Below are 4,593 nucleotides of genomic sequence, written 5' to 3'. Positions count from 1 at the left end.
GTGACCCCTTGTCCGTTGTGTCATCTTAATCTGGACTCCCGTCAACCGGAGGTAGAAAAGGTGATTGGGCGTCAGTTCAGGTTACCAGTATTGCATTTACCCCAGTTAGTTGCCCTAGCGCTAGGGGTTAGTCCAAAGCAACTGGGTTTAGAACGGCACGTGGTTTCGACTGGACCTGTATTAGAGAAGTTGGGCCATAAAGTATGAAGTGTGACCTATCAAGTGTGAAGTCTAAATCCGGTTGACGTAAGCATTCAGCTATCAGCTATCAGCTATCAGCTTATGCGCGATGCGTGGCTATCGGCCAAGGGCAAATCCCCAGACTTTCAATTCTCATTAATCTGGAACTATTAAATTATCCTTTTCAAGGTTTATTTTAAGCTGTCAGCCGTGAGCTAAAAGCTGACGGCTGACAGCTGACGGCTGAATGCTTACCGGTTGACTAATTATCATCTCCCTTATCGGGTAATGGGTAATTGGTAGTTAACGATTACCCATTACCCATTACCTTTTGTCTTTGCCAGACATATTTTCAAGAGAAAAGCACCCCCTCGGGGGTGCCTCATCAGTTACCATCAACAGCAGCCAACTGCTGATGGAGGGATTTCAGTCTCAACTATAAACTGTTGTATCTAAGCTGATGCTTCGGTTTCAACCGGGTAAACGCTGACTTTTTTTTGGCTTTTGCCCCTTCTTTCAAAAGTGACTATGCCATCAGCCATGGCAAATAGAGTGTCATCACCGCCGCGACCAACATTGGTACCAGGATGAACCTTAGTACCTCGCTGACGTACCAAGATGTTGCCAGCCTTGACAAACTGACCACCGTAGCGCTTGACCCCTAGGCGTTTGGAATTAGAGTCACGACCGTTACGAGTACTTCCTGTTCCTTTCTTATGAGCCATAATGTTCCTTTATATTTAGGTGTTTTTACGGGAATTTTGAGGTAATTTTGCCCTATGCACAAGTCTGAGCCATAAACTATTCCGGAGCAGTTTCAGCGGTTTCCTGAGTTGCTGGTGCTTCAGTTGCTGGTGCTTCAGGGGCAGTTTCTGCTGAGACTGGTGCTTCCTCTGCTTTGGAAACCGAGGCGAGCACAGAACCATTCATACTAATAGCATCAATCATCAGACGGGTTTTTTCCTGTCTGTGTCCCCGCTTCTTACGGGTTTTCTTCTTGGGCTGCATTTTGTAGACGATGATTTTGCGATCGCGAAAGTGTCGCATCACCGTTCCTTGTACGGTTGCTCCTTCAACTAAGGGCTGACCGATGCTGATTTCACCATCATGATTAACGAACAGGACTTTGTCGATGGTGACATTTTGCTCTGGTTCAACGTGCAGTAGTTCGATGTCGTAAAAGCGACCGGGTTCGACTCGCAGTTGCTTGCCACCAGTTTCGATAATTGCGTAGGTCATGGATTTGTTTTTCTATAGTTGCCGTACAGGTAGCTGGTTAGTGTTTGTTCCGATGGATAGGATTTCTTGGTTGTGCCAGCTTTTGCTATGCCTTCACCTGATCCGAGCAGGAAAGTACACTTGACACTCCCCACAGCTATAAGCCGGGGGATTCTTGGCTCCACGACTTGACTTGCCATGACAGGTTTACACCAAGCACAGTAGAGGCCAAATCTCCCCAAGCGTTCAGATCATGGATCTAAGTTCCGGTGTGCCCCACCGTACTCATGGTTTTTGCTAAGACTTGCCAGGCTTTGTCTAATTTTTTGTCCAATGACTTTCGCAGGCGACCAGATCGTTAGACCAGACTTGCGCAATGTGCATTTTCTTGACACATTCTTTACGCTGCCTACTTATATCAAAGAGTAATTTTCCCAGCTTGATCACTTCTTTATTATATACTAAATAGCCAGTATCGGCATTCCAGATAAAAATTAGCTCACGGGGAATTTATTCCCCACGGGCTCATTCCCATAACTATAAGTTAAAGGCTTTTGCCCTTCGAAATCTCGGTAAGTCCTGGTAAAAAAGTATTGCTAAAAGACGTTGACACTAAATCCTATTTTTTTTTACTCATCCACTCTAGCTCTAGCAGCAAACAACTCGGTTCTAACTAACCTCACCGCTATTGTTAACCAAATCTTAAATGGCATATCTAATGTACTCTTCTTTAGCATCGGTGGTATGCCACTGATTGTCTTGTGGCTAGTCTGTGGTAGCCTATTCTTCACCTTCAGGATGAACTTCATCAACATCTGGGGATTTCGACACGCCATTGACATCGCCTTAGGCAAATACGAGCAACCCAACCAAAACGGTGAAATCTCTTCCTTTCAAGCTCTATCAACTGCCCTATCCGCTGGTGTTGGACTCGGTAGCATTGGCGGTGTTGCCTTTGCCATCAGTATCGGAGGACCAGGAGCTGCGTTCTGGATGACCCTTGCTGGCTTATTTGCCATGAGCAGTAAATTTGTAGAATGTACCCTGGCTCAAAAATATCGAGTGGTCAGACCAGACGGAACTATAGCTGGTGGTCCAATGTATTACCTCTCGGCTGGTTTAGCCGAAATGGGATATCAAAAACTCGGGAAAATTGTGAGCCTCCTATTTTGCATCTTTGCTATTGCTGGGTCATTTGGTGGTTCGAGCATGTTTCAAGCTAACCAATCCTTTGAAGTAATGGCCAGCGTAGTCCCCTGGCTGATCAATCGAGGCTGGCTTTATGGATTAATTCTGGTTGGCCTAGTGACATTGGTGATTATTGGTGGCATTCAACGTATTGGCTTAGTGGCTGGTACCATCGTACCCGTCATGTGTGGGATCTACATTTTGACATCCCTCTGGATTCTAATTGTCAATTTTTCCAGCATCCCATCTGCCATCGAAACTATTGTGACAGAAGCCTTCTCTCCCCAAGCCGTTGAGGGAGGTTTGATTGGGGTGTTAGTACAGGGATTAAGGCGTTCAACCTTTACTAATGAGGCAGGTATTGGTTCATCTGCCATGGCTCACGCCGCTGCCAGGACTGAGGAACCAGTGCGGGAAGGAATTATAGCCCTACTCGAACCTTTTATTGTTACTGTGGTCATCTGCAATATGACTTCTCTAGTAATAGTCATCACTGGAGTATACAAAAATCCTGAGTTTGCTGACTTCGGTGGTGCCGAAATGACCGCTGCTGCTTTTGGGAGTGTAATTAGTTGGTTTCCCATCCTCCTTGCCATCTCTGTGTTCTTTTTTGCTTTCTCTACCATGATTTCATGGAGTTACTATGGTGAAATCTGTTGGGATTATTTGTTTGGTTCGAGAACGTTGATTGTCTACAAAGTATTATTTCTTATCACCATCTTTATTGGAGCTGTGGCTAACCCAGAAGCAGTCATTAATTTCAGTGATAGTATGCTTTTTTCTATGGGTTTACCTAATCTTTTCGGTGGCTACTTACTCTGTAGCAAAGTAGCCACTGAACTTAAAGACTATATGGACCGCTTGAATGCTGGAAAAATAGTTACCGTCACTCAATCTTCCTAGAAGATTAGTATTTATAATATTTTTAAACAAGCCATAGGAGTGAATCTATGAGCTTATTTGCCACCGACCGTATACTTGTCCCAATTGATTTTTCTGAAACCTCCTTTGAGGCTTTAGAAAAAACAATAGACTTTGTCAAGGATGCATCTCATATATACGTTATCCATGTCCTACCTCCTCTCAACCCTGGTGAACCGGGAGTTATGTGGCGTACGGTAGATAGCCAGACTCGTAAATCCCATGTGGAAAACGTGCTTTCTGAGAGATTCAAGGAACCTCTATACCAAGGAATTCATATCAACGTCACCATCGGAAATCCTGCCTCAAACATCATCGACTACGCCAGGGAACAAGCTATTGACCTGATTGTGATCCCATCTCATGGCTATACCGGTCTGAAACGATTTGTCTTGGGGTCAGTAGCTGAGCGAGTGGTTCGATTTGCCCACTGTCCAGTGCTGGTTCTGCGACGGGAAGTCTAACAGTGATTAATTTTTTTTAATTTGGTTTGGGGCATTCTGGGGAAAATATAGAAAATAGATTTAATATCAGATTTAATATCTGTCTATATTGAAAACTCTAGGGTTGAATCATAATGAAGTGCTATCTTGCAGCTGCCATTCAAATGACTAGCTCCCCTGACCTAGAAAAAAACCTAGTTCAGGCAGAAGAACTGATCGACCTAGCCGTGCGTCGTGGTGCTGAGCTGATTAGCTTACCGGAAAACTTTTCTTTTCTTGGTACAGAGGAAGACAAAATTACCCACGCTGATGCGATCGCAGAGCAAAGTGAACAATTCATCAAAACTATGGCGCAACGGTTCCAGGTCACCATCCTTGGTGGTGGCTTTCCCGTACCAGTGGGTACTAGTAAAGTCTACAATACTGCCCTACTCATCGGTTCGAGTGGCAATGAACTAGCTCGCTACCATAAAGCTCATCTATTTGATGTTAACCTTCCTGATGGGAATACCTATAGAGAATCAGAGACAGTTAAGGCTGGAACTGAACTACCCAAGGTCTACTCGTCCCCAGAATTCGGCAATTTGGGACTCTCTGTGTGTTATGATGTCCGATTCTCGGAACTATACAGACACTTATCCCA

General features: G+C 44.7%; 5 protein-coding genes and 1 pseudogene. 4 read left to right on the top strand and 2 right to left on the bottom strand.

The annotated features are described in order from the left end of the window. A pseudogene (locus F6K20_RS25320) lies at positions 1 to 207 on the top strand (heterodisulfide reductase); the annotation flags it as partial. Between the two features lie 425 nt (positions 208 to 632). Here the strand turns inward: F6K20_RS25320 and rpmA are convergent. After that, positions 633 to 905 (bottom strand): 50S ribosomal protein L27, encoded by a 273-nt coding sequence (gene rpmA, locus F6K20_RS25315; RefSeq protein WP_008188487.1) that lies wholly within the window; start codon positions 903 to 905, stop codon positions 633 to 635. 76 nt (positions 906 to 981) lie between these two features. Continuing rightward, on the bottom strand, positions 982 to 1,419 hold the full coding sequence (gene rplU, locus F6K20_RS25310; RefSeq protein ID WP_008188488.1) for a 50S ribosomal protein L21: 438 nt from the start codon (positions 1,417 to 1,419) through the stop codon (positions 982 to 984). 585 nt (positions 1,420 to 2,004) lie between these two features. Here rplU and F6K20_RS25305 point away from each other — a divergent pair. From F6K20_RS25305 to F6K20_RS25295, 3 genes are all read left to right on the top strand, one after another. Then, positions 2,005 to 3,489: an alanine/glycine:cation symporter family protein gene (locus F6K20_RS25305; protein WP_502708044.1), complete on the top strand. Its 1,485-nt coding sequence runs from the start codon at positions 2,005 to 2,007 to the stop codon at positions 3,487 to 3,489. A 47-nt stretch (positions 3,490 to 3,536) separates the two neighbouring features. Beyond that, positions 3,537 to 3,971: a universal stress protein gene (locus F6K20_RS25300; protein WP_287265938.1), complete on the top strand. Its 435-nt coding sequence runs from the start codon at positions 3,537 to 3,539 to the stop codon at positions 3,969 to 3,971. 113 nt (positions 3,972 to 4,084) lie between these two features. Beyond that, a partial coding sequence (locus F6K20_RS25295) for a nitrilase-related carbon-nitrogen hydrolase (RefSeq protein ID WP_287296474.1) occupies positions 4,085 to 4,593 on the top strand: 509 nt, incomplete at its 3' end.

This window comes from Moorena sp. SIO2C4, from assembly GCF_010672485.1.
GTDB classification, from domain to species: Bacteria; Cyanobacteriota; Cyanobacteriia; order Cyanobacteriales; family Coleofasciculaceae; genus Moorena; species Moorena producens.
This window is presented reverse-complemented; position numbering and strand designations above follow the sequence as displayed.

Coding starts and splice junctions, on each gene's coding strand:
- rpmA (WP_008188487.1), bottom strand. CDS start 905: ATGGCTCATAAGAAAGGAACAGGAAGTACTCGTAACGGTCGTGACTCT.
- rplU (WP_008188488.1), bottom strand. CDS start 1,419: ATGACCTACGCAATTATCGAAACTGGTGGCAAGCAACTGCGAGTCGAA.
- F6K20_RS25300 (WP_287265938.1), top strand. CDS start 3,537: ATGAGCTTATTTGCCACCGACCGTATACTTGTCCCAATTGATTTTTCT.